This is a genomic window from Pseudomonas sp. 2822-15 (assembly GCF_002742515.1).
GTDB classification, from domain to species: domain Bacteria; phylum Pseudomonadota; class Gammaproteobacteria; order Pseudomonadales; family Pseudomonadaceae; genus Aquipseudomonas; species Aquipseudomonas salomonii.
Genome location: NZ_LJRY01000156.1, coordinates 340,178 through 364,655 on the forward strand (window position 1 = coordinate 340,178; position 24,478 = coordinate 364,655).

Annotated in this window: 24 protein-coding genes; 10 read left to right on the forward strand and 14 right to left on the reverse strand. The window is 60.0% G+C overall.

Annotation, left to right across the window (positions count from 1 at the left end):
* The first annotated feature begins 26 nt into the window (after window positions 1–26).
* The 4 genes from AOA59_RS03280 (at window position 27) to AOA59_RS03295 (ending at window position 5,264) form a co-directional block, all read left to right on the forward strand.
* On the forward strand, window positions 27–2,618 hold the full coding sequence (locus tag AOA59_RS03280) for a glycosyltransferase (protein WP_065928967.1): 2,592 nt from the start codon (window positions 27–29) through the stop codon (window positions 2,616–2,618).
* Between the two features lie 253 nt (window positions 2,619–2,871).
* Window positions 2,872–4,023 (forward strand): succinyl-diaminopimelate desuccinylase, encoded by a 1,152-nt coding sequence (gene dapE / locus AOA59_RS03285; protein WP_056857547.1) that lies wholly within the window; start codon window positions 2,872–2,874, stop codon window positions 4,021–4,023.
* Complete coding sequence (locus AOA59_RS03290) at window positions 4,023–4,832, forward strand: putative RNA methyltransferase (RefSeq protein WP_065928966.1); 810 nt, start codon at window positions 4,023–4,025, stop codon at window positions 4,830–4,832. Before dapE ends, AOA59_RS03290 begins: the two co-directional genes overlap by 1 nt.
* Window positions 4,833–4,886: 54 nt before the next feature.
* Window positions 4,887–5,264, forward strand: coding sequence for a hypothetical protein (locus tag AOA59_RS03295; RefSeq protein WP_056857549.1), 378 nt, complete (start codon window positions 4,887–4,889; stop codon window positions 5,262–5,264).
* A 137-nt stretch (window positions 5,265–5,401) separates the two neighbouring features.
* Here AOA59_RS03295 and AOA59_RS03300 read toward each other — a convergent pair whose 3' ends face one another.
* A complete protein-coding gene (locus AOA59_RS03300; protein ID WP_003219353.1) occupies window positions 5,402–5,611 on the reverse strand; it encodes a cold-shock protein in 210 nt (69 codons plus the stop codon).
* Window positions 5,612–5,793: 182 nt separating this feature from the next.
* Between AOA59_RS03300 and plsB the strand changes: the two genes are divergently transcribed.
* From plsB to AOA59_RS03315, 3 genes are read left to right on the forward strand one after another with little or no spacing between them, the layout of a single operon-like run.
* Complete coding sequence (plsB, locus tag AOA59_RS03305; protein ID WP_099485908.1) at window positions 5,794–8,298, forward strand: glycerol-3-phosphate 1-O-acyltransferase PlsB; 2,505 nt, start codon at window positions 5,794–5,796, stop codon at window positions 8,296–8,298.
* Between the two features lie 51 nt (window positions 8,299–8,349).
* A complete protein-coding gene (locus AOA59_RS03310; protein ID WP_099485910.1) occupies window positions 8,350–8,751 on the forward strand; it encodes a YbaY family lipoprotein in 402 nt (133 codons plus the stop codon).
* Between the two features lie 39 nt (window positions 8,752–8,790).
* A complete protein-coding gene (locus tag AOA59_RS03315; RefSeq protein ID WP_065928963.1) occupies window positions 8,791–9,480 on the forward strand; it encodes a DUF4197 domain-containing protein in 690 nt (229 codons plus the stop codon).
* A gap of 502 nt (window positions 9,481–9,982) precedes the next feature.
* On the opposite strand, the gene AOA59_RS03320 is transcribed toward AOA59_RS03315, so the two are convergent.
* From AOA59_RS03320 to AOA59_RS33095, 5 genes are all read right to left on the reverse strand, one after another.
* The gene (locus tag AOA59_RS03320; protein ID WP_065928962.1) at window positions 9,983–10,576 is read right to left on the reverse strand and encodes a LysE family translocator; all 594 of its coding nucleotides are present in this window, start codon (window positions 10,574–10,576) and stop codon (window positions 9,983–9,985) included.
* Between the two features lie 48 nt (window positions 10,577–10,624).
* Complete coding sequence (locus tag AOA59_RS03325) at window positions 10,625–11,242, reverse strand: LysE family translocator (RefSeq protein WP_083221713.1); 618 nt, start codon at window positions 11,240–11,242, stop codon at window positions 10,625–10,627.
* A gap of 33 nt (window positions 11,243–11,275) precedes the next feature.
* A complete protein-coding gene (locus AOA59_RS03330; protein ID WP_256593022.1) occupies window positions 11,276–12,592 on the reverse strand; it encodes a serine hydroxymethyltransferase in 1,317 nt (438 codons plus the stop codon).
* Between the two features lie 44 nt (window positions 12,593–12,636).
* Complete coding sequence (locus AOA59_RS33090; RefSeq protein ID WP_256593023.1) at window positions 12,637–12,906, reverse strand: hypothetical protein; 270 nt, start codon at window positions 12,904–12,906, stop codon at window positions 12,637–12,639.
* Between the two features lie 63 nt (window positions 12,907–12,969).
* On the reverse strand, window positions 12,970–13,401 hold the full coding sequence (locus AOA59_RS33095) for a hypothetical protein (RefSeq protein ID WP_256593024.1): 432 nt from the start codon (window positions 13,399–13,401) through the stop codon (window positions 12,970–12,972).
* Between the two features lie 165 nt (window positions 13,402–13,566).
* Between AOA59_RS33095 and AOA59_RS03340 the strand changes: the two genes are divergently transcribed.
* Window positions 13,567–14,022, forward strand: a complete 456-nt coding sequence (locus tag AOA59_RS03340) for an Lrp/AsnC family transcriptional regulator (RefSeq protein ID WP_065928959.1) — start codon at window positions 13,567–13,569, stop codon at window positions 14,020–14,022.
* A gap of 103 nt (window positions 14,023–14,125) precedes the next feature.
* On the opposite strand, the gene AOA59_RS03345 is transcribed toward AOA59_RS03340, so the two are convergent.
* Window positions 14,126–17,191, reverse strand: coding sequence for an efflux RND transporter permease subunit (locus AOA59_RS03345; protein ID WP_099485914.1), 3,066 nt, complete (start codon window positions 17,189–17,191; stop codon window positions 14,126–14,128).
* A gap of 6 nt (window positions 17,192–17,197) precedes the next feature.
* Window positions 17,198–18,298, reverse strand: coding sequence for an efflux RND transporter periplasmic adaptor subunit (locus AOA59_RS03350; protein WP_099485915.1), 1,101 nt, complete (start codon window positions 18,296–18,298; stop codon window positions 17,198–17,200).
* A gap of 93 nt (window positions 18,299–18,391) precedes the next feature.
* Between AOA59_RS03350 and AOA59_RS03355 the strand changes: the two genes are divergently transcribed.
* Window positions 18,392–19,027 carry a TetR/AcrR family transcriptional regulator gene (locus AOA59_RS03355; RefSeq protein WP_017137119.1) on the forward strand — a complete coding sequence of 212 codons (636 nt, stop codon included), beginning with the start codon at window positions 18,392–18,394 and terminating at the stop codon, window positions 19,025–19,027.
* A gap of 122 nt (window positions 19,028–19,149) precedes the next feature.
* Here AOA59_RS03355 and AOA59_RS03360 read toward each other — a convergent pair whose 3' ends face one another.
* Complete coding sequence (locus AOA59_RS03360; RefSeq protein WP_099485917.1) at window positions 19,150–19,932, reverse strand: class I SAM-dependent methyltransferase; 783 nt, start codon at window positions 19,930–19,932, stop codon at window positions 19,150–19,152.
* 96 nt (window positions 19,933–20,028) lie between these two features.
* Between AOA59_RS03360 and AOA59_RS03365 the strand changes: the two genes are divergently transcribed.
* Complete coding sequence (locus AOA59_RS03365; RefSeq protein WP_099485919.1) at window positions 20,029–20,661, forward strand: energy transducer TonB; 633 nt, start codon at window positions 20,029–20,031, stop codon at window positions 20,659–20,661.
* A 1-nt stretch (window position 20,662) separates the two neighbouring features.
* Here the strand turns inward: AOA59_RS03365 and AOA59_RS03370 are convergent, their stop codons facing one another.
* The 5 genes from AOA59_RS03370 to adk form a co-directional block, all read right to left on the reverse strand.
* Complete coding sequence (locus AOA59_RS03370) at window positions 20,663–21,490, reverse strand: isocitrate lyase/phosphoenolpyruvate mutase family protein (protein ID WP_099485921.1); 828 nt, start codon at window positions 21,488–21,490, stop codon at window positions 20,663–20,665.
* Between the two features lie 27 nt (window positions 21,491–21,517).
* Window positions 21,518–22,378, reverse strand: a complete 861-nt coding sequence (locus tag AOA59_RS03375; RefSeq protein ID WP_099485923.1) for a DUF72 domain-containing protein — start codon at window positions 22,376–22,378, stop codon at window positions 21,518–21,520.
* Entirely contained in the window at window positions 22,378–22,680 is a 303-nt protein-coding gene (locus AOA59_RS03380; protein ID WP_017137114.1) for a hypothetical protein, read from the reverse strand. Before AOA59_RS03380 ends, AOA59_RS03375 begins: the two co-directional genes overlap by 1 nt.
* Window positions 22,681–22,840: 160 nt before the next feature.
* A complete protein-coding gene (gene tsaB, locus AOA59_RS03385; protein ID WP_099485925.1) occupies window positions 22,841–23,527 on the reverse strand; it encodes a tRNA (adenosine(37)-N6)-threonylcarbamoyltransferase complex dimerization subunit type 1 TsaB in 687 nt (228 codons plus the stop codon).
* A 90-nt stretch (window positions 23,528–23,617) separates the two neighbouring features.
* Window positions 23,618–24,265 carry an adenylate kinase gene (gene adk, locus AOA59_RS03390; protein ID WP_099485927.1) on the reverse strand — a complete coding sequence of 216 codons (648 nt, stop codon included), beginning with the start codon at window positions 24,263–24,265 and terminating at the stop codon, window positions 23,618–23,620.
* Window positions 24,266–24,478: the final 213 nt, after the last annotated feature.

Here is a 24,478-nt window from a genome sequence, read left to right on the forward strand (position 1 = left end):
CACACCCTTTGGAACCCGAAATAGCCATGTCATCGCGTAAATTTGGACTCAACCTGGTGGTAGTGCTGGCAATTGCCGCGCTGTTTACCGGCTTCTGGGCGCTGATCAACCGCCCGGTCACTACCCCTAACTGGCCTGAACAGATCTCCGGGTTCTCCTACTCGCCGTTCCAACAAGGCCAGTTCCCGCAGAAAGACCAGTACCCCACTGACGACCAGATGCGCCAGGACCTGGCGATTATGAGCAAGTTGACGGACAACATCCGTACTTACTCGGTGGACGGCACGTTGGGCGATATCCCCAAACTGGCCGAAGAGTTCGGCCTGCGCGTGACCCTGGGGATCTGGATCAGCCCGGACCTGGAACGCAACGAGCGTGAAATCCAGCGCGCCATCGAGATCGCCAACACCTCGCGCAGCGTTGTGCGCGTGGTGGTCGGTAACGAGGCATTGTTCCGCGAAGAAATCACCCCAGAGGCGCTGATCGTGCTGCTGGACCGGGTGCGCGCCGCCGTGAAAGTGCCGGTGACCACCTCCGAGCAATGGCACATCTGGGAAAAGAACCCGCAACTGGCCAAGCACGTCGATCTGATCGCCGCGCACATCCTGCCGTTCTGGGAGTTCATCCCCATGGACAAGGCCGGCCAGTACGTGCTCGACCGTGCCCGCGACCTGAAAAAGCTGTTCCCGAAAAAGCCGCTGCTGCTCTCGGAAGTGGGCTGGCCGAGCAACGGCCGTATGCGCGGTGGCAATGAAAGCTCGCCGGCCGACCAGGCGATTTACCTGCGTACGCTGGTCAACAAGCTCAACCGCCAGGGTTACAACTATTTCGTGATCGAGGCTTTCGACCAGCCGTGGAAAGTCAGTGACGAAGGTTCGGCCGGCGCTTATTGGGGTGTTTATAACGCCGCGCGCCAGCAGAAATTCAACTTTGAAGGCCCGGTCGTCGCCATTCCGCAATGGCGCGTGCTGGCCATCGGCTCGGTGGTGCTGGCACTGCTGTCGCTGACCCTGCTGATGATTGACGGCTCGGCCCTGCGCCAGCGTGGCCGCACCTTCCTGACCTTTATCGCGTTCCTCTGTGGTTCGGTATTGGTGTGGATCGGCTATGACTACAGCCAGCAATACAGCACCTGGTTCAGTGTGACGGTTGGCATCTTGCTGGCCCTCGGTGCGCTGGGCGTGTTTATCGTGTTGCTCACCGAAGCCCACGAACTGGCGGAAGCGGTGTGGACCCACAAGCGCCGGCGTGAATTCCTGCCGGTGGAAGGCGATTCGCACTACCGCCCGAAAGTCTCGATCCATGTGCCGTGCTACAACGAGCCGCCGGAGATGGTCAAACAGACCCTCGACGCCCTGGCCGCCCTCGATTACCCGGACTTCGAAGTCCTGATCATCGATAACAACACCAAGGACCCGGCCGTCTGGGAGCCGGTGCGCGACTACTGCGAAACCCTCGGCCCGCGCTTCAAGTTCTTCCACGTCTCGCCCCTGGCCGGTTTCAAGGGCGGCGCGCTGAACTACCTGATTCCGCACACCGCCAAGGATGCCGAAGTGATCGCGGTGATCGACTCGGACTACTGCGTGTCGCCCAACTGGCTCAAGCACATGGTGCCGCACTTCGCCGACCCGAAAATCGCCGTGGTGCAGTCGCCGCAGGACTACCGCGACCAGAACGAAAGCACCTTCAAGAAGCTCTGCTACGCCGAATACAAGGGCTTTTTCCATATCGGCATGGTCACCCGCAACGACCGTGACGCGATCATCCAGCACGGCACCATGACCATGACCCGTCGCTCGGTGCTCGAGGAACTCGGCTGGGCCGACTGGTGCATCTGTGAAGACGCCGAACTCGGCCTGCGGGTATTCGAAAAAGGCCTGTCGGCGGCGTATTACCACGACAGCTACGGCAAGGGCTTGATGCCGGATACCTTTATCGACTTCAAGAAGCAGCGTTTCCGCTGGGCCTACGGCGCGATCCAGATCATCAAGCGCCACACCGCCAGCCTGTTGCGCGGCAAAGGCACCGAGCTGACCCGTGGCCAGCGTTACCACTTCCTCGCGGGCTGGTTGCCGTGGGTGGCGGATGGCATGAACATCTTCTTCACCGTCGGCGCCCTGTTGTGGTCGGCGGCGATGATCATCGTGCCGACCCGTGTTGACCCGCCGCTGCTGATTTTCGCGATCCCGCCGTTGGCGTTGTTTGTGTTCAAGGTCGGCAAGATCATCTTCCTCTACCGCCGTGCGGTGGGGGTGAACTTGAAAGACGCGTTCTGCGCGGCACTGGCCGGGCTGGCGTTGTCGCACACCATCGCCAAGGCGGTGCTGTATGGCTTCTTCACCACCAGCATTCCATTCTTTCGCACACCGAAAAACGCCGATAACCACGGCTTCTGGGTCGCGATTTCCGAAGCCCGCGAAGAGATGTTCATCATGTTGCTGTTGTGGGGCGCCGCACTGGGGATTTACCTGGTGCAGGGCCTGCCGAGCAATGACATGCGCTTCTGGGTGGTGATGCTGCTGGTGCAATCGCTGCCGTATGTGGCGGCACTGATCATGGCGTTCCTGTCGTCGCTGCCAAAACCTGCACCTAAGGTTGAGCCGGCAACCGCAGAGTAAAAACTTGCGCAATGCACTAAACGGCGGCCTCTGGCCGCCGTTTTGCTATAAGATAACGGCCGTTTTGCGAGACTTGGCCTAGCCCTGCTTTCTGTGGGAGCTGGCTTGCCTGCGATGCAGACGCCACGGTCTGGCAGGTACACCGCGGCGACGCTATCGCAGGCAAGCCAGCTCCCACATTAGATTTGCGCCGATTCAGGTTCTGTATTCCACATTCGTCCTGCGCCCCTTACACGCTTCCCGGAGTTTCCCCATGACGGCCCATGCCGACCTTTCGCCGACCCTTCAACTTGCCATCGACTTGATCCGTCGCCCCTCGGTGACGCCGATCGATGCCGACTGCCAGAAGCTGATGATGCAGCGCCTGGGCGACGCCGGTTTTGCGCTTGAGCCGATGCGTATCGAAGACGTTGACAACTTCTGGGCCACCCATGGCAAACACGAAGGGCCGGTACTGTGCTTTGCCGGTCACACCGACGTGGTGCCAACCGGCCCGGTGCAGGCGTGGCAGAACGACCCGTTCGACGCGTTGATCGACGAACACGGCATGCTCTGCGGGCGTGGCGCGGCGGACATGAAAGGCAGCCTGGCGGCAATGCTGGTGGCCTCGGAGCGTTTTGTGACCGACTACCCGGACCACAAGGGTTCGGTGGCTTTTCTGATCACCAGCGATGAAGAAGGCCCGGCGCACCACGGCACCAAAGCGGTCATCGAGCGCCTGGCGGCCCGCAAGGAGCGTCTGGACTGGTGCATCGTCGGCGAACCGTCGAGCACTACGCTGGTGGGCGATGTGGTCAAAAATGGTCGTCGCGGTTCCCTCGGTGCCACCCTGACCGTGCGCGGCGTACAGGGCCACGTGGCGTACCCGCACCTGGCGAAAAACCCGATCCACCTGGCCGCGCCGGCGCTGGCGGAACTGGCGGCCGAGCACTGGGACGATGGCAACACCTTCTTCCCGCCAACCAGCTTCCAGATTTCCAACCTCAATTCCGGTACCGGCGCCACCAACGTGATTCCGGGCGACCTGACGGCAGTGTTCAACTTCCGCTTCTCCACCGAATCCACCGTCGAGGGCCTGCAACAGCGCGTTGCAGCGATTCTGGATAAACACGGCCTGGACTGGCACGTTGAATGGGCCTTGTCGGGCCTGCCATTCCTCACCGAGCCGGGCGCGTTGCTGGATGCTGTTTCGGCCAGCATCAAGGCGATTACCGGCCGCGAGACTAAAGCGTCCACCAGCGGCGGCACGTCCGATGGGCGCTTCATTGCCACCCTCGGTACTCAGGTCGTGGAGTTGGGGCCGGTCAACGCGACGATCCATCAGGTCAACGAACGCATCCTGGCCAGCGACCTCGATGTGCTGACCGAAATCTACTACCAAACCCTGATCAAGTTGCTCGCCTGATGCTCGCCTGCCCCCTTTGCAGCGCACCGCTCAACGCGGTGGATAACGGCGTGGCGTGCCCGGCCGGGCACCGTTTCGACCGTGCGCGCCAGGGTTACCTGAACCTGTTGCCGGTGCAGCACAAGAACAGCCGCGACCCAGGTGACAACCTCGCCATGGTCGAGGCACGCCGCGACTTTCTCAATGCCGGGCACTATGCGCCAGTGGCCAAGCGCCTGGCCGAACTGGCCGCCGAGCGCGCGCCGCAGCGCTGGGTGGACATCGGATGTGGCGAGGGTTACTACACCGCGCAAATCGCCGACGCCCTGCCCCACGCTGACGGCTATGCGCTGGATATCTCCAAGGAAGCGGTGAAACGCGCGTGCAAACGCAACCCGGCGCTGACCTGGTTGATCGCCAGCATGGCCCGCGTGCCGCTGGCGTCGGGCAGTTGCCAATTTCTCGCCAGCGTGTTCAGCCCTTTGGACTGGGACGAAGCCAAGCGCCTGCTCAGCCCCGGCGGCGGTTTGATGAAGGTCGGCCCAACCGCCGGCCACCTGATGGAACTGCGCGAGCGCCTGTACGACGAAGTGCGTGAATACACCGACGACAAGCATTTGGCGTTGGTACCCGAAGGCATGAGCCTGGCGCACAGTGAAACGCTGGAGTTCACCCTGAGCCTGATCGAGCCCCGGGACCGCGCCAACCTGCTGGCGATGACGCCCCATGGCTGGCGTGCGAGTGCCGAGCGCCGTGCTGAAGTGATCGAGGCCGCCGAACCGCTGCTGGTCACCGTATCGATGCGCTACGATTATTTCGTGCTTCAATAACCGACTTTTAAGTATCCGCGAATGGATTTTCGAATCCCGCAACGAGGAACATCCATGCGCCAACCTGATATCGAGATTTACCTGAAAGACGCCGAGGTCGACTACAAGGCCATCGCCGCCTGGCTGGGCACTGCCCTCGGCCCGTGCACCGACTGGGTCCAGAAAGGCCAGACCTACAAGTGCAAGGCCGGCACTGTGCCGGTCACCTGGCTGCCAAAAGCCGTGGGCAAGTGGAACAGCCTGTACCTGGAAAGCGACCAGACGCCGTGGGACGACGACATCGCCTGCGCCCGCGCCGCCTTTGCCGCGCTGAACGTCGAAGTGCGCTGCGCGCCGGGTACCTGGGTTGAGGAGGAAGGTGAGGAAAGCGCTGATACCTGGATTCGCATCAGTGCCGACGGTGAAGAGCAGATCACCTGGAAAACTGCCTGATCCAAACCGGAAAACCCAATCAATGTGGGAGCTGGCTTGCCTGCGATAGCATCACCGCGGTCCGACTGATAGACCGAGGTGTCTGCATCGCAGGCAAGCCAGCTCCCACAGTTGACTGGGTTGGCAGGACAAGGGTGTTACAGGCCCACCACATCCTCAGCCTGCAAGCCCTTCTCGCCGGTTACCACGGCGTATTCCACCTGCTGCCCCTCCGCCAATGAGCGGTGGCCCTCACCGCGAATGGCGCGGTAGTGCACAAACACATCCTTGCCGTCTTCACGCTGGATAAAGCCATAGCCCTTTGCATCGTTGAACCACTTCACATTGCCGGTTTCACGCGTTGCCATCTGTCTTACTCCCACATGCATTTTTATTGTTGAGTTGCTCGCATTGAACTGCCGAGTATAAGACAGGCTCAAAAACGATCAACTCAAGTTTACATCGCTGCTTTTTTGCCGATTTTCGGCGAATACGGCACACTACCCGCCCGAGCACCTGCTCGGTTTTTTCCACTTCAAGCAGCACGCCTATGACCCGCTCCCCGTTCCGCCGTCTGGTGTTTGGCACCTTGCGCCGACTGTTGTACCTCTGGGTTCGCTCGGAGACGATCAATCAGTCGTCCCTAACCCTTAACCTGGACCGCAGCCGGCCGGTGTTTTACGTGCTGCAATCGCCTTCTCTCACCGAATTGGCGGTGGTCGACAAGGAATGCACCAAGGCCGGCCTGCCGCGCCCGGTGCTGCCGGTATCGGTGGGCCCGCTGATGGAACCGGCGGCGTTTTTCTACCTCACGCCGGAACCCGACTGGCTCGGCCGCCAGGACAAGCGCGGCGCGCCGCCGACCCTGACCCGCCTGGTCAACACCCTGACCGAGCACGCCGAAGAGAATGCACAAATCATTCCGGTCAGCGTGTTCTGGGGGCAGTCGCCCGAAAGCGAGTCCAGCCCATGGAAACTGCTGTTTGCCGACAGCTGGGCGGTCACCGGCCGCCTGCGCCGCTTGCTGAGCATCCTAATCCTGGGTCGCAAGACCCGTGTGCAATTCTCCGCGCCTATCAACCTGCGTGAATTGATCGAGCACAATAAAGGCCACGAACGCACCGTGCGCATGGCCCAGCGCATCTTGCGCGTGCACTTTCGTAACCTGAAGACTGCGGTCATCGGCCCCGACCTGTCCCACCGCCGTAACCTGGTCAAAGGCCTGGTCAACATGCCGCTGGTGCGCCAGGCGATTGCGGATGAGGCCGAACGCGAAAAAATCACCCTGGAAAAAGCCAAGGCCCAGGCCCTGCGCTACGGCAACGAGATCGCGTCGGACTACACCTACACCGCCATTCGCTTTCTGGAAGTGGTATTGAGCTGGTTCTGGAACAAGATCTACGACGGCATCAAGGTCAACAATATCGAAGGTGTGCAAAAGGTTGCCCAGGGTTACGAGGTGATCTACGTGCCTTGCCACCGCAGCCATATCGACTACCTGCTGCTCTCATACCTGCTGTTCAAAAACGGCCTGACCCCGCCGCACATTGCCGCCGGCATCAACCTGAACATGCCGGTGATCGGCAGCCTGCTGCGCCGTGGCGGTGCGTTTTTCATGCGCCGCACCTTTAAGGGCAACCCGCTGTACACCTCGGTGTTCAACGAATACCTGCACACCCTGTTCACCAAGGGTTTCCCGGTGGAGTACTTCGTCGAAGGCGGACGCTCGCGCACCGGGCGCATGCTGCAACCGAAAACCGGGATGCTGGCGATCACACTGCGCAGCTTCTTGCGCTCCTCACGCATGCCAATCGTGTTCGTGCCGGTGTATATCGGCTATGAACGCGTGCTCGAAGGCCGTACTTACCTGGGCGAGTTGCGCGGGGCGAGCAAGAAGAAAGAATCGATCTTCGATATTTTCAAAGTGGTCGGCGCGCTCAAGCAGCGCTTTGGCCAGGTCGCGGTCAACTTCGGCGAGCCGATCAAGCTGGCCGAGTTCCTCGACGCCGAGCAGCCGGACTGGCGTGCCCAGGAGCTGGGCCCGAACTACAAACCGGCGTGGCTCAACGAAACCACCAACCGCCTCGGCGAGCAGGTGGCACGCCACCTCAACGAAGCCGCAGCCGTCAACCCGGTGAACCTGGTAGCCCTGGCCCTGCTTTCCACCACGCGCCTGGCCCTGGATGAACAGGCCATGGCCCGCCAGCTGGACCTGTACCTGGCACTGCTGCGCCGCGTGCCCTACTCACCGCACACCACGTTGCCTGAGGGTGATGGCCTGGCGCTGATCAAGCACGTCAAGGACATGAACCTGCTCTCGGAGCAGAGTGACGCCTTGGGCAAGATTGTGTATCTGGATGAGCAGAACGCCGTCCTGATGACTTATTACCGCAACAACGTGCTGCACATTTTCGCCCTGCCGGCGCTGCTGGCGAGCTTCTTCCAGAGCAGCTCACGCATGAGCCGCGAGCAGATCCTGCGCTTTACCCGCGCGCTCTACCCGTACCTGCAATCGGAGCTGTTTATTCGCTGGTCGCTGGAGGAGTTGGACGCGGTAGTCGACCAATGGCTGGAAGCCTTTGTCGAACAAGGCCTGCTGCGTTTTGAAAACAACGTGTACCTGCGCCCGGCCCCGAGTTCGCGGCACTTTGTGCTGCTGACGCTGTTGTCCAAGAGCATCGCCCAGACCCTGCAACGCTTCTACATGGCGATCTCGCTGCTGCTTAACAGCGGCCAGAACAGCATCAGCGCCGAAGAGCTGGAAGACCTGTGCACGATCATGGCCCAGCGCCTGTCGATCCTGCATGGCCTGAACGCGCCGGAGTTCTTCGACAAGAGTCTTTTCCGACATTTTATCCAGACATTGCTGGAACAAGATGTGCTGCGTCGCGACGAGGCCGGGAAATTGAGTTACCACGACCTGCTGGGTGAACTGGCGGAAGGCGCGGCCAAACGCGTGTTGCCTGCCGAGATTCGCCTGTCGATTCGCCAGGTGGCCTTGCATCGCGTCGACGGCGCCGCTGAAGTGCCTGTGGAACCGGCAGAAAGCCGCTAGATTGACTGAGGCGCCGGGCTGTTTCCGGCGCCGTTGAAAAGGAGCCGTACCATGAAAAAGATCATCCTCCTGGGCCTTACCGCCCTGCTCGGAGCCTGCCAATCCATGACTCCAGCCCCCAAGGCCAGCCTCGACGGCGAAGTGTTCTACCTGCAACGCATCGCCCTGCCGCCCACTGCCACTTTGAGCGTCAGCCTGCAGGACGTGTCGCTGATGGACGCGCCGGCGGTGACCTTGGCCGAACAGAAAGGCCCGGTCAAAGGCCAGGTGCCGCTGCCGTTTCACCTGAGCTACGACCCGGCGCAGGTCAAACCCGGCCACACTTACTCGGTGAGCGCTCGCATCGAGCTGGACGGCAAGCTACTGTTTATTACCACCGAACGCCACGCGGTGCAGCTCGACGGCAAGGACAAACACCCCCTGCGCCTGCGCGTTGATGCTGTCGCACACTGACCTTTTCCAGACCATAAGCCCGAACATAAGGAAGCGCTCATGCTCCGTCACTCTCTTCGCCTCACTGCTCTGTGTGCCGGCTTGCTGCTCGGTGCCAACGCCATGGCCCTGGACCTTGGCAGCCTGTCCCAGGGCGACGCCTCCGGCGGTCTCAAGGACGCCTTGACCCAAGGCGCTCAGATCGCCGTGAAGCAACTGGGCACGCCCGGTGGTTTCAGCAACAACCCCGAAGTAAAGATCGGCTTGCCAGGCAAGCTGGGCAAAGTCGCCGACAAGCTGAAGATGTTCGGCATGGGTGACCAGGTCACGCAGTTGGAAACCAGCATGAACAAGGCCGCCGAAACGGCGGTGACCCAGGCGCAACCGATCCTGGTCAATGCGGTTAAAAACATGAGCGTGACCGACGCCAAGGGCATTCTCAGCGGCGGCCAGGACTCAGCGACGCAGTACCTGAATAAAAGCAGCCGCGAACAGATCCGCGCCAAGTTCCTGCCGATCGTCAAGGCGGCTACCGACAAGGTTGGGGTTGCTCAGCAGTACAACGCTCTGGCCGGCAAGGCGGCAGCATTCGGTGCAGTGGATGCCAAAAGTGCCAACGTTGAAAACTACGTGACCGAACAGGCGCTGGACGGCTTGTTCAAGATGATCGCGCAGCAGGAAGAAACCATTCGCAAAAACCCGGCAGCCGCGGCCACCAGCCTGGCGAAGAAGGTGTTTGGCGCGCTGTAAGCCACTCAAACATGCTGGATCCACTGCGCCAAGGCCGCTTACCACGGGCCTTGGCGCAGTTGTTTCTGGCCGGGCCGCTTAACGACTCAAAGTATAAAGCGGATACGTAGGCCGGTAGGGTGAAGGCTGCTCGCAGATCCTGGGTTGCTGCGTATGCGGCTCGCCAGGATTCGTCTGGCAGGGATAGGTATTGCCCGCATGTGGCCGAACTGTTTGAGGACGATGGAGATGGTGGTGATCGTTTGTTGCGTGCCCTGACCGATACCCGTTTCCAAAATCATTGCGCGGTACGTTATTGCCCAGCAGGGCTCCGAGCAGCGCACCTTTGAGAGCAATTACAGCATCAAAAAAAGCCATGTATATCTCCATAAACTCATTGAATAGGCCGGACTGCCGCATCAGGGAAGTCCAAACCTGTGCCTGTCCATCAGGCAATTCTGAGTGGAGGGAAAAAACACAAACGTTCCACAGGCGCACACGCCTGTTTCAATCAGCATGTGAATCAGTGAATCACCGCCCCTGCCAATCGCCCCATCATGATCGTGGCAAAACAACCAATGGCCACGGAGGCGATGCGGTTGATCTTCAAGGGGGTTAACCAGGCTTTCTGAACGCCCTCAAAACGGCTGCCCAGTACGATCCAGACAGCGCCTACCGGTATCACCACCAACGCCAGCAGGGTCATGAACCCGACATAGCCTGGCAGCGAAGTGAAGGTGCCGAGCGGCGCGATAAACGAAACAATCAGCAGGCCCTTGGGGTTCATCACCGTGAGCCAGAAAAAATGCACGCCGGATAACCGATCGTGCTGTGAGTCGACACTGCTGGTGTGGCGTTGCCACAGCGTGAATGACAATTTGAGCAGATAGCAGGCCGCCGCCATTTGAGTGGCTTTCACCGCCCACGGTGACCAGGCCGAGAGATAAAACAGCACCACGCCCCAGACAGAGACTTGCAGCAGATAAGCCAGGCATTCAATCAATGCCATACGCCACGAAGCGGCAAACCCAAACAGCACACCCGCGCGTAACAGCAGCGTGTTTGTCGGCCCAGGCACGACCAGTAACAACACCAGTGCAGAAACGGTCCCAAACATGAAGGTTTTCCTCGGTTGGAATGATCACGGGCCCTCCCACCGATAGCGCTACCACGTCAGCGTGAATGACCAGGCGACAGTCGCTACCATCAAAATCGCGAAGCTTACGTTAAGTCGTCGACTCCAAACGGGATGGATGAACAACTTGCGCATCCGGCTGCCTGCAAAAAGCCACAAAAAATCGAATACCACGCAAACCAATAAACAAATAAACGCTTTTGTACCCTGCTCCCAGCCCGGCGTCGTGCCCAAGGTGAAACTGCCCAGTAACGCTGCAAACGCGGCATACGCTTTGATATTCGCAACCCCCAGCACAAAACCGGCACCCCAGCCCGGCGTGACCACGGCTTGCTCATCCTGAATGGGCGGTGCCGTGCCAATGCGGTAAGCCAACCAAAAAATATAAACAATAGAGATGACCGTCAGTGCCACCGCCAACCCGGGAAAGCTGTGCAAGACGACGTATAAACCCGAAGCAACCAACGCCATGGCAATCACTAAACCCAAGGTGACCCCGACAAAAAACTCAAACGAGCGTTGCATGCCATACGCCGCGCCGCTGGCTGCCAGCGCCAGGGTGGCGGGGCCGGGGCTGGCAAGTAAGGCGATAGCTGCAAGGGTAAAGGTGAATATCGCCTGGTAAACGGAAATCAGGATGTCAGGCATGCACTTTTCCTCTGTGACTACGTTCAGGATGGCTCAACCGGGTAGCCCATTTTCGTGGCAGTAATAGATTGTCCTGTGGTTTTTCATGAAATCAATCACACCATTGGCAACGCCCATCGGGTCCTCTTTATGCAGGAGCACCCTGGCAATCTGCTCGGCGATCCAGGCCATTTCCGGCTCCTTCATGCCCAGGCGGGTAGCCTCGACAGTACCGAGCCGAATGCCTGTTTCTCGATAAGGGTCGGTGTCCCAAGGCAACGGCATTTCGTTGGTAATGATGTTGGCGGCCTCCAGGCGCTGTACTGCCTCACGGCCGCAGGCGAAGGGCTTTGAATCAATCACAATCTGATGGGTTCGGGTGTAACCCTGTTCTCGATAGAAGGCCGTCACCCCCCGAAGCTCCAGGTGCATGGCCAACGCCTGGGCGTTACTGACCACCTGTTTCATATAGGTTCGCCCGAACTCGAGCATTTCCGTAGCCGCCACCGCGAGCGCAGCCACACGGTTGATTTGATGGCTACCGGTCAGCGTAGGGAAAATCGCCTCATGCAGCGGCGCTGTCAGTGTTGCATCGTTCCAGACAATGACGCCGCCCTGAGGGCCACTGAACGTCTTCCCGGAAGACCCGGTCATGAGGTCGGCGCCCTCAGCCAATGGGTCCTGGAACAAGCCGGCACTGATCAAGCCCAATTGGTGGGCGGCGTCGAAATAGACCTTGCCCTCCCAGGATGAAACGATGCCTTTTATGTCCGCCAACGGTAACGGAAACAAGGTCAGTGTCATGCCCAACCCAATCACAGCAGGTTTGAGGGTCTGAGCGATTTCACTGAAGCGTGTGAGGTCGATGTCTGCAGTTTTGTGCACAAACGGAATGTCCCACACCTTGAGTCCGCGAACCCCAGGCGGCCCGTTGGTGCGGTTACTGGTATCTCCACCGCGGATCACCGGCACCGTCATCACGTTGTCTTCAGGACGAGCCAGCGCTGTGTACGCAGCCATTACAGCCGCCAGACCACCCATCAAACGATGATCGGCGTACCGGGCATGCAGCGTGATTTTAAGCAATTCCACGCAGAGCGATTCCAGCTCGTCGATGTTCTTCATCCCGGAGAAAAACCGGTTGTCACGTCCGATATGCCCACCCGATGCGCGCGTCCCCACCTCACTGGCCAGTAACGCACGCACCGACGGGCTGGTGGGCGACTCAGCGGCCACGAGATTGATGCACTGCTGCCCACGCCATTGCTCATTGCGGCCCACCGCCGCCCGGACCAGATCGGCCATGGCCGAGTGTGATTGCGCCTGCTTGAGCAGGGCATTGGCGCGCTGGAGGCATTCAATATCATGCATGACCTTCATCCCATCTGTTCGCGTGACAACCAGCCACAGGCGTTTTACGTCAGGCTTTTGGCCGCCTCAACATGCTGGTCTTCCCACCAGCGATCATTGCCGTGCAGGTTTGCGCTGAGATCTTTTTCAGCCGCCCACGTCATATTGAGGATGATCCGGGTGGCATCTTCATTGAGTGGGATAGTGCGATGCAGGGTGGTATCGGTGCGCAGGAAATAAATATCCCCGGTCTTGAAACCGTAAGTCGCAATCGGGTTACTGCACAGCAGCTCGTGAATCCTCGGGTTGGCCTTGTCCCACGAGGTATGGGGCACGCACTGCAATATCCCGCCCTTGGCGACAGGGGGCGTTTCGATAATCCAGATCAGTGCAAAGCTTTAATCCCCCCAGTGCCATCCATGGGTGTCGCCTTTGCGCTCCTGCTGGGTGATCAGGTATGCCTCGTCCTTGGAGACGGACGGGACAATGCGTGTTCCGGCTATCTGTGACAGGGTGCCAAGCAACACATCGGACTTCGACAGCGCATTAATGAGAGGACTGTTTTCAGCAATGAATTCGCTGCGCACAACACTCATATAACGCGGTGTATTATCGGTAGTTGCCAAGTGCAGGTCACGCCGTTCAAGCTGGCGCTCGATCAAACTTTTTACTTCAGCGGCAATCTCTTCACGCACCGTATCATCGACGATATCGCGCAACTTTATAAACCCATCTCGGGCAAATTCATGACGTTGCGAAAACAATCGCTGCTCAGAAAAATTATTATTATGGTGCTCTTGCAAGCGTGCCTCATCAAGTACGTGGTTCATTTCAATCCCTCGACGAATAGATCAAGTTGAAATAGCACTACAGTACTGCGTCTGACTGCAGACAAAACAATAGGTAGGAGTTTTCGAAAAATCCATCCTTTTTTCAGGGATCTGTGGTATGTAAGATTTTCACGCTATTTCATCAATGTTCGTAAGGTCCATCTAATGAAAAGGCTTACAAAAAACGATCAGACACTCGATGCAATTGATCGCGCGCTGCTGATCGCCCTGCATCAGAATGCGCGGGCATCTATCCGCGCACTTGGCCGGCAGGTGGGGTTATCTGCCCCAGGTTGCAGCGAGCGTCTCAAACGCCTGGAGGTGGCAGGGGTTATAAGCGGGTTCAGCGTAGAGTTGGACGCACACGCTCTCGGGTTTGCGCTTCAAGCTCTGGTGCGGGTAAAACCGCTGACGGGGAATTTTCAAACCGTGGAGCAGTTACTGTCAGAAATGCCTGAGTGTATTGTTTGTTACAAGATTACCGGCGAAGACAGTTTCGTCTGCCATCTGTACACACACTCCGTCAGCCACCTTGACCAGACATTACAAAAAATAACGCCGTTAGCCGACACCAACACCTCCATTATAAAAACCGTCGAGAAAAAACTGCCCCCACTCTAATCAAACAAGTGGGAGACATTCAGGCTTAAACAGCAGTTATCGGATTTCAGGCTTTTCCCACACCCGCCAACACTAACTACACGCCTTCGTCTCCCGTCATGAACTAGTGCGCCTCCTTCTTAATGCGAAACCACGCAGCATACAGTGCCGGCAAGAACAATAACGTCAACGCCGTCGCCACAATCAACCCGCCCATGATTGCCACCGCCATCGGCCCGAAGAACACGCTGCGTGACAGTGGAATCATCGCCAATACCGCCGCAAGCGCCGTCAGTACAATCGGGCGAAAGCGTCGGACGGTGGCTTCGATGATCGCTTGCCAGGGCGTGAGCCCGGCCTTGATGTCTTGTTCGATCTGGTCCACCAGGATCACCGAGTTACGCATGATCATGCCCGACAGCGCGATGGTGCCGAGCATGGCGACGAAGCCGAAGGGCTGGCGGAACACCAGCAGAAACAAGGTCACACCGATCAAGCCCAGCGGCGCCGTCAGAAACACCATCGCGGTGCGTGAGAAACTGCGCAGTTGCAGCATCAGCAAGGTCAGCACCACCACGATAAACAGCGGCACGCCGGCCTTGACCGAGTTCTGGCCACGGGCCGAATCCTCGACGGTGCCGCCCACTTCGAGCAGGTAACCGTCCGGCAGTTCGGCGCGCACACCTTCCAGGGTCGGCAGGATCTGCTGGACCAGGGTGGCCGGCTGTTCCTTGCCGTAGATGTCGGCACGCACGGTCACCGTCGGCAGGCGATTGCGGTGCCAGATGATGCCTTCTTCAAAGCCATACTCAAGGGTCGCAATCTGCGACAACGCTACGCTTTTGCCGTTGTCGGTCGGCACCGCCAGGCTCGGCAGCAGCGACAGTTCGGTACGCTCATGCACGGTGCCGCGCAGCAGAATCTCGATCAATTCGTTGTCCTCGCGGTACTGACTGACGGTGGAGCCGGTCAAGGAGCTTTGCAGGAACTTCGACAGGTTGGCAGTGCTGACGCCCAGCGCACGGGCACGGTCCTGGTCGATATTCAGGTAGACGATCTTGCTCGGCTCCTCCCAGTCCAGGTGCACGTTGACCACGTGGGTATTTTCGCGAACCTTGGCCGCGACCTTGCGCGCCAGGGCACGGACTTCTTCGATGTGCTCGCCGGTCACGCGAAACTGCACCGGGTAACCCACGGGCGGGCCGTTTTCCAGGCGCGTGACGCGTGAACGCAGGTCGGGGAATTGTTCGTTAAGGGTCTCGATCAGCCAGGTGCGCAGGCTCTCGCGTTCCTCGATGGTTTTGGCCAGTACCACAAACTGCGCAAAGCTGGCGGCCGGCAGTTGCTGGTCCAGCGGCAGGTAAAAACGCGGCGAACCGGTGCCCACATAGGCCACATAGTTGTCGATACCGGCATGTTCCTTGAGCAAGGCTTCCAGGCGCTTGACCTGGTCGGCGGTGTTGCTCAGCGAGGCACCTTCAGCCAGTTTCAGGTCGACCATCAACTCCAGGCGACCGGAGGCCGGGAAGAACTGCTGAGGCACAAAACGGAACAGCGCCACCGAGCCGATAAACAACAGCAAGGTCAACACGATCACGGTTTTGCGCCGACGCACACACCATTCGACCAAGCGTCTTACACGCAGATAGAAAGGTGTGCCGTAGGGATCCGGCCCATCCGTGCCGTGTTTGGCCGCATGAATCTTCGCCAGGTCCGGCAGGAGTTTTTCCCCCAGGTACGGCACAAACACCACCGCCGCGACCCACGAGGCCAGCAGGGCAATGGTCACCACCTGGAAGATCGAACGGGTGTATTCGCCGGTGCTCGATTGCGCAGTGGCAATCGGCAGGAAACCTGCGGCGGTGATCAATGTGCCGGTGAGCATCGGGAACGCGGTGCTGGTCCAGGCAAAACTGGCGGCCTTGAGCCGGTCGTAGCCCTGCTCCATTTTGATCGCCATCATCTCCACGGCGATGATTGCATCGTCCACCAGCAAGCCCAGGGCCAACACCAAGGCACCGAGGGAGATTTTGTGCAGGCCGATGCCCAGGTAATACATGGTCGCAAAGGTCATCGCCAGCACCAGCGGAATCGCCAGGGCCACCACCATGCCGGTGCGTACGCCAAGGGAGAAGAAGCTCACCAGCAGCACGATGGCCAAGGCTTCAGCCAGTACCCGGACGAATTCGCCGACGCTGGTTTTCACCGCTGCCGGTTGGTCCGAGACCTTGCGCAGCTCCATGCCCGCCGGAAGGTTCTTCTGCAGGCGGGCAAATTCGCCTTCAAGGGCCTTACCCAATACCAGAATGTCGCCGCCGTCACGCATCGCCACGGCCAGGCCGATGGCGTCTGCGCCCATGTAGCGCATGCGCGGCGCCGGTGGATCGTTGAAACCGCGATGGATTTGCGCCACGTCACCGATGCGCAAGGTGCGGTCACCGACGCGAATCGGGAAGTTGCGGATCTCATCGACCGTTTTGAAGTTACCCGAGACCCGCAACTGCACGCGCTCCGTCGGCGTTTCAAAGAAACCGGCGGTGGAGACGGCGTTCTGTTCTTGCAGTGCCTGCTGCACCGCTGCCAATGGCAGGCCGAGGGTGGCGAGCTTGAGGTTGGACAGCTCGATCCAGATCTTCTCGTCCTGCAGGCCCAGTAACTCGACCTTGCCCACGTCCGGCACGCGTTGCAACTGAATCTGGATGCGGTCGGCGTAGTCCTTGAGCACCGCGTAATCGAAACCGTCACCGGTCAGGGCGTAGATATTGCCGAAGGTGGTGCCGAATTCATCGTTGAAAAACGGCCCCTGGATATCCGGCGGCAAGGTCTGGCGAATATCGCTGATCTTCTTGCGCACCTGGTACCACAGCTCCGGGATTTGCGCCGAGTGCATCGAATCGCGGGCTATGAAGGTAACCTGGGATTCACCGGGCCGCGAGAACGAGACAATGCGCTCGTACTCGCCCGTTTCCATCAGCTTTTTCTCGATGCGTTCGGTCACCTGCCGCGAGACTTCCTGGGCCGTGGCGCCCGGCCAGTTGGTCTTGATGACCATGGCCTTGAAGGTAAACGGCGGGTCTTCACTTTGCCCCAGCTTGGTGTAGGACAAGGTGCCGACCACGGCCAGCAGGATCATCAGGAACAGTACGATCTGGCGATTACGCAACGCCCATTCGGAAAGATTGAAACCCATCGGGGACTACTCCTTGGCCGCCAGATTCACAACGCGGTTAGCGCGATCCACCGGGCGCACTTGCTGGCCCTCATGCAGCACATGCACGCCCGCCGCGATCACCCAATCGGTGGGGGCCAAGCCTTCGAGCACCGGCACGGTTCTTTCACCAAAAGCACCGATGCGCACCGGGGTTCGTTTGAGGGTGTTATCCGGCTGTACCCGCCAGACGTAGGACGCACCGTTCTCCGCACTCAGGGCCGACAGCGGCACGGACAGTGGGACGACGCCATCGGCCTGGATAAAGACACGGGCGCTCTGGCCCAGCTCGGCGGGGACTTTGCCGCCGGTGAAGGCGACGCGCGCAGCGAAAGTGCGGGATTTGGGGTCGGCGGCCGGTGAGAGTTCACGAATGCGCCCGGCGAAACGCTGGTCGGGCTGGCTCCACAATTCCACCGACACCGGCTGGCCGATCTTGAAGCGGCCAAAACCTTGCTCGGGCAGGCTGATCGACACTTCGCGCTCGCCATCGGTGGCCAGGGTAAACACCGTTTGGCCGGCGGACACCACTTGGCCGACTTCCACCGCACGCTTGGCGACCACGCCATCCTGAGGCGCGCGCAATACGGCGTAGCCGGCCTGGTTACTCGATACGTCGAACTCGGCCTTGATCTGCTTAAGGCGTGCTTCACCTGCTCGGTAGAGGTTTTCGGAATTGTCGTACTGCGAGCGGCTGACCATCTGACGGTCCATCAGGGTCTTGTAGCGGTCGCGTTCGGCGCGCACCAGGCTCAGGTTGGCTTCGGCGGCGGTAACCTGGGCGCGGGTAGCTTCCAGTTGCAGGCGCACGTCCTGGGGGTCGAGCTCTGCCAATGGCTGGTTGGCCTTGACCCGCTCGCCCTCCTCCACCAGGCGCTTACTGACCTTGCCGCCGATGCGAAAGGCCAGGTCCGGCTCATAACGGGCGCGTACTTCCCCCGGAAAACTGTCCATCGCCAGTGCCGAAGGCTGCGGTTGCACCACCATGGCCGGGCGGATGGTGGTTTGGGTCGCTTCTTCATGGCCGCAGGCGGCCAACAGGAAGACCAGGCTGACAGGCAACGCAAGGGGCAGGAAAGTGCTGCGCATGCTGAAGGACCTTTCGCAAATGAAGCCAGGAATAATTATACTGGCCGGTATGTTATTAATACCAAACTCACCAGTCCAGTATTAAAGGTGAAAATGTCCGACAATCCTGTAAACACCAATAGCCCCGGGCGTCCCAAGGACATGGCAAAACGCCAGGCAATCCTCGAAGCAGCCAAAATCCTGTTTTTGAGCAATGGCTACGCCAGCACCAGCATGGATGCCGTGGCCCTTGAGGCCGGCGTGTCAAAGCTGACGGTCTACAGCCACTTCACCGATAAAGAGACCTTGTTCACCGCCGCCGTCGTGGCCAAGTGCGAGGAACAGTTGCCGGTGATGTATTTCGAGTTGCCCGAGGGCATGCCCGTGCACACCGTACTGCTGAACATCGCGCGCGGCTTTCATCGGCTGATCAACAGCGAAGAATCGGTGAACCTGCACCGCCTGATGATGACCACCGGCAACCAGGACGTGAAACTCTCGCAGATCTTCTTTGAGGCCGGGCCCATGCGCATGCTGCAAGGCATGGAGCGCCTGCTCAGCCGTATCGACCAGAGCGGCGCCTTGAGCATCGACAAACCGTTTACGGCGGCCGAGCACTTCTTTTGCCTGCTCAAGGGCACGGCGAATTTCTGCTTGTTGTATGGGTGTGGCGGGCAGTTGAGTGAAGAAGCCGCCGAAGCGCATGTGCAGGAGGTGGTGGGGTTGTTTATGCGGGCGTATCGGCCTTGAACGGTTGTGTTGCCTGATCGGGCGCTATCGCAGGCAAGCCAGCTCCCACCTTTGACTGTGTTTGCAAATCAAAAGGTGGGAGCTGGCTTGCCTGCGATGAGGCCCGAAAGAGCAACAATAATTCAGGACTTGAGCGCTTTCTTTGGATAGATGTCATACCGGCTGGACTTGCCATCCAACGCATGGCTCGGTTTCGGCCCGTCAATGCACGGCGCCTTGCGCGGGCGCTTGACCACCACGCGGTGGCTGGCCAGGGCCAAGGCCGCCGCGAGTAAGGCTGGAGCATCCGGATCATCGCCCACCAAAGGGCGGAACAGGCGCATCTCCTTCTTCACCAGCGCCGTTTTCTCACGGTGCGGGAACATCGGGTCCAGGTAGATCACCTGCGGCGGCTCGCCCTGCCAGTTGCGCATCACCTCGATCGAGTTGCCCTTGAGCAACTGCATGCGCGCCACAATCGGCGCCACTTCAAAGTCATCCGCACCACGGGCCAGGCCGTCTTCGAGCAAGGCGCCGATCAACGGCTGCCGCTCGATCAGGCTCATCTCGCAGCCAAGGCTGGCCAGTACGAACGCGTCCTTGCCCAGGCCTGCCGTGGCGTCGAGCACCCGTGGGCGCACGCCTTGGGCCACGCCGACCGCCTTGGCGATCATCTGCCCGCTGCCACCGCCGTAGAGACGCCGATGCGCCGCGCCGCCTTCGACGAAGTCCACGCGCACCGGCCCCGGCGCGTCAGGCCCGAGCTGTTGCAGTTGCAGGCCGTGTTCCCCGATTTGCAGGGAAAAGTCCGCCTCATCCAGTTGCAAAGGCAGGCCAAGCTGCGCGGCCCAGTGCTCGGCGCGGGCCTTGAAACCGTCGGCCAAAGCCTCGACCCGAATGCGGCTGGCCGCTGGTTGTTCGCTCATCAATCGCTACGCTCAAAAATATTAAGGATCGGCAAACGACGGCCGATAAAAACAACAGTCAGGTATTTTGCCAGAGCTGAGCGTCGACCGAGAAAAATGTCAGACATTCTTCCCCTAACCATCGGTGTACTGCCGACCCACAACCACTACGGCCTGCGCAATACTCAAGCGCTGGCCGGGGTGAGCCATGTGTGGCAGGACTTCTTCGCCCGTGCGTTGGCTGAGCAGCTTGGCGATACGCCGGGTGCGCTGGCAGCCAAAGCCCCGGCGCCGAGGGACCCGGCGGTAGAACCCAGCGAAGGCGCCGACCTGTTGTCGCAGATCCTCACCCAGCGTGAGTGCGACGTGCACGACACCGAGATCGCCCCGCCGGAGCCGTTGTTCCTGCCCATTGCCGAATTTGAAACCGAGCTGCTGCCGCCGGCTGCCACGCCGTTCCCGGCAGAAGAAATCATCGCCCAGCAGCGCCAGCAAAACTTCGAAAGCGGCTGGGTCCGCCCGATTGTGCTCAATGCCGGCAACCCGCCGCCTGAGCCTGGCCCGGCGCCGCAGCCCCAGCCGCAGCCCCAGCCGCTGCACCTGCCGATTGCCGAATTCGAACTGGATCTTCTGCCACCGCCCGCCACGCCTTACCCGGCCGAGGAGCTGGTGGCGCAACAGAAGGCGCTGGACTTCGACTACCACTGGGCGCGCCCGCTGATCCTCAACAACCTGCGCCTGGCGGCCTGATTCAGTCTTTGAAAAAACCGTTAGCCTGACTGAACGGCATCTTGCGTTCAGTGAAGGTAAAAGTGCCCAGCTCATACACCTCCTGCGCCGCCCGATAGAACTCGCCATACGCCGCCAGCGCCATGGCTGAGCCGACACTGATGCGGCGCACGCCCATCTCGCTCAACTGCGCCACGCTCAGGTTCAAACCGCCGGACATCAGCACATTCACCGGTTTGGGCGCCACCGCCTTGACCACCGCGAGCACTTCTTCGGCACTGCGCAAGGCGGGAGCGTAGAGCACGTCCGCCCCGGCTTCGGCGTAGGCTTGCAGGCGGCGAATGGTGTCAGGCAAATCCAGGCGGCCATGCAGGAGGTTTTCTGCACGGGCGGTGAGCGTAAAGGCAAATGGCAAGCTGCGGGCAGCGGCGACGGCGGCTTCCACGCGTTCCACCGACAGGTCAAACGGATAGATCGGATCGACCGCGATGCCCGTGGCGTCTTCGATAGAGCCACCCACAATGCCGCTGGCCGCGGCGCGCAGGATGGTCTGGGCGCAGCCTTCGGGGGTGTCGCTGAAGCCGTTTTCCAGATCAGCCGCTACCGGCAGCGCAGTGGCCTGCACGATCGCCGAGGCATTGGCCAAGGTGTCTTCAAGGGATAATGCGCCTTCCGCATCCGGGCGCCCGAGGCTGAACGCAAAGCCCGCACTGGTGGTGGCCAACGCTTCGAAACCCAGGCTGGCGAGCATGATGGCGGAGCCGGCGTCCCACGGGTTGGGCATCACGAACGCGCGGTCACGCTCATGCAAGGCCTTGAAGGTTTCGGCGCGAAGGGTTTGGGCATCCATGGCTGACTCCTGTCGGAAAAAGGAGCCCTAGAGTAACCCCAGTTGCTGCGCTGCGGGCTCCCGATGCAAGGTCGGCAGCGCTGGCAAACCCGGCAAGCGCAGCATCAACTGTTGGTGAAAACGCAGCGCCAGTTGCGCGGCAAGGCGGTTATCCGAGGTGTGCAGGAACACATAAGGCGTGCGCCCTTCTTCGATCCAGCCAGCAATCTTTTCCACCCACGGAATCAGGAATGGGTCATTGGCCTCCAGTTCCGGATGACCGATAAAGCGCACCTGGGGAAATTGAGTCAACGCCGCCGGCCGTGTTGGCACCTTGGGCTTTTTCGATTGGGCGTGCAGCACGGCCGCTGAGGTTGAAGTGCAACTGAACAGCGCACGCGGATCGAGGCAAATACGCTCGACGCCACGGTCGCGCAACAGCCGGTTGAGCCTGCGCTCGGCATCGCCCTTGGCGAAGAACTCAGGGTGACGCACTTCCACGGCCAGCGGGCGTTCCAGGCCGTCAATAAAACCCGCCAGTTCGCCCAGGCGTTGCGGTGAAAAGCTCGCCGACAATTGCAACCACAGCGGCGAAACCCGCTCGCCCAAAGGGCTCATCAAGCCGACAAAACTTTCCGCTGCCGGCAATTGCTCGCGCAGGTCGCCGCCGTGGCTGATATCTCCGGGGAATTTGGCGGTGAAGCGAAAATCCTCAGGCATGATTTCAGCCCAGCGCTGCACCGTGGCGGCCGAGGGGCGGGCATAAAAGGTGGTGTTGCCTTCAACGGCGTTAAAGACCTGGGAATACAGGGCAAGGTAGTCGCTGGAACGGGCATCGGCCGGGTACAGGTAGTCACGCCAGGCGTTTTCACTCCAGGATGGGCAGCCGATGTAATAAGGCAGGCGCATCAGATGTGGATGTCGAGACCCAGCACTTCCATATCCCATTCGACAAAGCCGGCGGTGGTCAGGTAGCTGGCCAGCGCGGTGGCAACGCTTTTGCTCATGGAGCGGGGGAAGACCATGTCTTGCTGACGGGCAGGAAGGCCACTGATGCGTGCAGCGCCAGAACCCTGGGCACTGGGCTGCGACTCGGACTGAACCTCGATGAAGTCCGGCGAATCTTCGACGGACTCGTCTACCGTGACGTTCGCCTTGCGCGGCTTACGCTTGAGGGGGTAGGACTGTGAGGAAAAGCCGTCTATACGCATACATGCAGACTCGGTATCAATGATGGCAATTTAGCGGCACTTTCCGTGGTGCGCAAATGCTCTGGTGATAACTAGAACACATAATTTGTAAAAGGTTTACAAACAGGGGCAAATTCTGACGATTGGGGATTTTTGCATCAAATTGCCAGCATTTTTGACGTCAAATAATCCCGCGTTCGGCCTTGGTTTGCGCAACTTTATCGCGCAGATAAACCGGTGCAGCCTGGTCGGCCGCAATCGCTTCACCGCGCTCGAAAGCGAAACGTGCGAGGGTCAGCAAGTCTTCGGCGTGGGGCAACATGGCCGCGTCCTGCCCCGCCAATTGCACAGGGATGCGCTCGGCATAACCCCAGCCGGTGCCGGCACCGAACCAATCGCCGCGGGCATCAGCAGGCAACACCGATGATTGCGGAGCCTGTACGGCTTCCACGCCCACCAGACGCATTTCGCCAGCAGTTTCGCGGTAGCAGCCCCAATACACTTCATCCATGCGCGCATCAATCGCCGCCGCCACCTGCGTCGCGCCGTGTTCACGCAACGCCCGCTGAGCCAATACCGCAAGGTTGGACACCGGCAGTACCGGGCGCTCCAGCGCAAAGGCCAGGCCCTGCACTACACCAATGGCGATACGCACACCCGTAAAGGCGCCTGGGCCACGGCCAAAAGCAATCGCATCCACGGCCGACAGCGTGGTGCCCGCCTCTTCCAGCAGTTGCTTGATCATCGGCAACAGCTTCTGCGCATGCAGACGCGGGATCACCTCGTAGTGGCTCGTTACCTTGCCATCGTGCAGCAAGGCGACGGAGCAAGCTTCAGTCGCGGTGTCCAGGGCCAGCAGGGTGCTCATCGGTGTAGGTGTCCAAGTCGAAAAAAAGTGCGCCAGTATAAACAACAACGGCCCGCAAGCGGGCCGTTGTACGCAAAGCCGATCGAAGGATCAGCTCAGGGCTTGCAACACCTTGGCGGTGATGGCTTCTACCGAACCCACGCCAGGGATGTGGCTGTACTTGGGCTTGCCTTGGGCAGCCGAAAGCTTCTGGTAGAAATCCACCAGCGGCTTGGTCTGTGAGTGATAGACCGACAGGCGAAGACGCACGGTTTCTTCGGTGTCGTCCTTGCGCTGCACCAGGTCTTCCCCGGTCACGTCGTCTTTGCCTTCAACCTTTGGCGGGTTGTAGACGATGTGGTACACGCGGCCCGAGCCTTCGTGAACGCGACGGCCCGCAATACGCTGAACGATTTCTTCGTCTTCAACTGCGATTTCAACCACGGCATCCAGCTCGACGCCGGCTTTCACCAAGGCTTGCGCCTGGGGAATGGTGCGCGGGAAACCGTCGAACAGGAAACCGTTCTTGCAGTCTTCCTGGCTGATGCGTTCCTTGACCAGGTTGATGATCAGGTCATCGGAAACCAGGCCGCCGCTGTCCATCACGCTCTTGGCGATCAGGCCCAGCTCGGTGCCGGCCTTGACGGCAGCACGCAGCATGTCGCCGGTGGAGATTTGTGGAATGCCGAATTTTTCAGTGATGAACTTTGCCTGAGTACCTTTACCGGCCCCGGGAGCTCCCAGCAGAATGACGCGCATCGATGTGCTCCTCAATTTTTTATAGAGATGACGCTCGGATTCGCCGCGTGGGGCCAATCTCGTAAAAATGTGGGTCCTGGCCGATCAAACGGCCAAAGGCTGATCAAGATACACAGCGGGCTCTATCCATACAAGCCGCCAAAAGTCGCAAGAACCGCGCCCGGCATGCAGTCATAGGTAGGGTGTGCCTGAGTGCAACCCCGCCCCATAAAC

What these genes read in the sequence shown, in the direction of transcription:
- AOA59_RS03280 (WP_065928967.1), top strand. Translation starts at nt 27, where the DNA reads ATGTCATCGCGTAAATTTGGACTCAACCTGGTGGTAGTGCTGGCAATT.
- dapE (WP_056857547.1), top strand. Translation starts at nt 2,872, where the DNA reads ATGACGGCCCATGCCGACCTTTCGCCGACCCTTCAACTTGCCATCGAC.
- AOA59_RS03290 (WP_065928966.1), top strand. Translation starts at nt 4,023, where the DNA reads ATGCTCGCCTGCCCCCTTTGCAGCGCACCGCTCAACGCGGTGGATAAC.
- AOA59_RS03295 (WP_056857549.1), top strand. Translation starts at nt 4,887, where the DNA reads ATGCGCCAACCTGATATCGAGATTTACCTGAAAGACGCCGAGGTCGAC.
- AOA59_RS03300 (WP_003219353.1), bottom strand. Translation starts at nt 5,611, where the DNA reads ATGGCAACGCGTGAAACCGGCAATGTGAAGTGGTTCAACGATGCAAAG.
- plsB (WP_099485908.1), top strand. Translation starts at nt 5,794, where the DNA reads ATGACCCGCTCCCCGTTCCGCCGTCTGGTGTTTGGCACCTTGCGCCGA.
- AOA59_RS03310 (WP_099485910.1), top strand. Translation starts at nt 8,350, where the DNA reads ATGAAAAAGATCATCCTCCTGGGCCTTACCGCCCTGCTCGGAGCCTGC.
- AOA59_RS03315 (WP_065928963.1), top strand. Translation starts at nt 8,791, where the DNA reads ATGCTCCGTCACTCTCTTCGCCTCACTGCTCTGTGTGCCGGCTTGCTG.
- AOA59_RS03320 (WP_065928962.1), bottom strand. Translation starts at nt 10,576, where the DNA reads ATGTTTGGGACCGTTTCTGCACTGGTGTTGTTACTGGTCGTGCCTGGG.
- AOA59_RS03325 (WP_083221713.1), bottom strand. Translation starts at nt 11,242, where the DNA reads ATGCCTGACATCCTGATTTCCGTTTACCAGGCGATATTCACCTTTACC.
- AOA59_RS03330 (WP_256593022.1), bottom strand. Translation starts at nt 12,592, where the DNA reads ATGCATGATATTGAATGCCTCCAGCGCGCCAATGCCCTGCTCAAGCAG.
- AOA59_RS33095 (WP_256593024.1), bottom strand. Translation starts at nt 13,401, where the DNA reads ATGAACCACGTACTTGATGAGGCACGCTTGCAAGAGCACCATAATAAT.
- AOA59_RS03340 (WP_065928959.1), top strand. Translation starts at nt 13,567, where the DNA reads ATGAAAAGGCTTACAAAAAACGATCAGACACTCGATGCAATTGATCGC.
- AOA59_RS03345 (WP_099485914.1), bottom strand. Translation starts at nt 17,191, where the DNA reads ATGGGTTTCAATCTTTCCGAATGGGCGTTGCGTAATCGCCAGATCGTA.
- AOA59_RS03350 (WP_099485915.1), bottom strand. Translation starts at nt 18,298, where the DNA reads ATGCGCAGCACTTTCCTGCCCCTTGCGTTGCCTGTCAGCCTGGTCTTC.
- AOA59_RS03355 (WP_017137119.1), top strand. Translation starts at nt 18,392, where the DNA reads ATGTCCGACAATCCTGTAAACACCAATAGCCCCGGGCGTCCCAAGGAC.
- AOA59_RS03360 (WP_099485917.1), bottom strand. Translation starts at nt 19,932, where the DNA reads ATGAGCGAACAACCAGCGGCCAGCCGCATTCGGGTCGAGGCTTTGGCC.
- AOA59_RS03365 (WP_099485919.1), top strand. Translation starts at nt 20,029, where the DNA reads ATGTCAGACATTCTTCCCCTAACCATCGGTGTACTGCCGACCCACAAC.
- AOA59_RS03370 (WP_099485921.1), bottom strand. Translation starts at nt 21,490, where the DNA reads ATGGATGCCCAAACCCTTCGCGCCGAAACCTTCAAGGCCTTGCATGAG.
- AOA59_RS03375 (WP_099485923.1), bottom strand. Translation starts at nt 22,378, where the DNA reads ATGCGCCTGCCTTATTACATCGGCTGCCCATCCTGGAGTGAAAACGCC.
- AOA59_RS03380 (WP_017137114.1), bottom strand. Translation starts at nt 22,680, where the DNA reads ATGCGTATAGACGGCTTTTCCTCACAGTCCTACCCCCTCAAGCGTAAG.
- tsaB (WP_099485925.1), bottom strand. Translation starts at nt 23,527, where the DNA reads ATGAGCACCCTGCTGGCCCTGGACACCGCGACTGAAGCTTGCTCCGTC.
- adk (WP_099485927.1), bottom strand. Translation starts at nt 24,265, where the DNA reads ATGCGCGTCATTCTGCTGGGAGCTCCCGGGGCCGGTAAAGGTACTCAG.